Source organism: Mucilaginibacter sp. P2_D11 (assembly GCF_056404435.1).
This window is the reverse complement of the sequence record NZ_JBFUEA010000055.1, coordinates 1-950: the sequence shown is the minus strand read 5'-3', so window position 1 is coordinate 950 and position 950 is coordinate 1. Positions and strand designations below refer to the sequence as shown.

Genomic DNA, 950 nt, shown 5'->3' with positions numbered 1-950 from the left:
GTCATCATGGCCCTTACGTCCGGGGCTACACACGTGCTACAATGGGCAGTACAGAGGGCAGCTACCTGGCAACAGGATGCCAATCTCACAAAGCTGTTCACAGTTCGGATCGGGGTCTGCAACTCGACCCCGTGAAGTTGGATTCGCTAGTAATCGCGTATCAGCAATGACGCGGTGAATACGTTCCCGGGCCTTGTACACACCGCCCGTCAAGCCATGGAAGCTGGAAGTGCCTGAAGTGCGTAACCGCAAGGAGCGTCCTAGGGTAAAGTCGGTAACTGGGGCTAAGTCGTAACAAGGTAGCCGTACCGGAAGGTGTGGCTGGAATACCTCCTTTCTGGAGCATTATCTGATACCAAAGTATCATAACAAGTTACCTACATGATTATTTCTTAAATTATTTATACTATATAATAGTATAGGAGTTCGGCCGGCAAGGGGGCGGATAATTTATCAACGGTTCGAATCCGTTATTCTCCACCATGCCTCAAGATATGAGATATGAGACGAGAGATATGAGACAAGGCGCAAGTCAATCTCAATACTCAAATCTCAATACTCAAATCTGCGAAGCAAAACGTTCTTTGACATATTGGAAGAAGTAAAATTGAAGAGAAAACAACAGTAGAGACACTGTCAGGCTTCAGTTGAAAGATTTATAGAAGCAAGAAACAAGACGAAGACGCAAGTCCGGGTCTTGGATCTAATCTCTTGTCGTCTTGCATCTGAACGGACAGTTATCAAAAAGCATACAGTGGTGAGCAAAAGCATCACACGTATAGAAGAAAGTAAATAAGGGTACACGGGGGATGCCTTGGCTCTCAGAGGCGATGAAAGACGTGATAAGCTGCGATAAGCCGCGGGGATCAGCAAATATGAATTGATCCGCGGATTTCTGAATGGGGAAACCTAACTATCTGAAGGATAGTTGCAAATATGCGCAAACCTGC

General features: G+C 46.1%; 2 rRNA genes. Both read left to right on the top strand.

The annotated features are described in order from the left end of the window. Window positions 1-337, top strand: a 16S ribosomal RNA gene (locus AC1DXC_RS27310); the annotation flags it as partial. A gap of 445 nt (window positions 338-782) precedes the next feature. After that, window positions 783-950 (top strand): 23S ribosomal RNA (locus tag AC1DXC_RS27305); the annotation flags it as partial.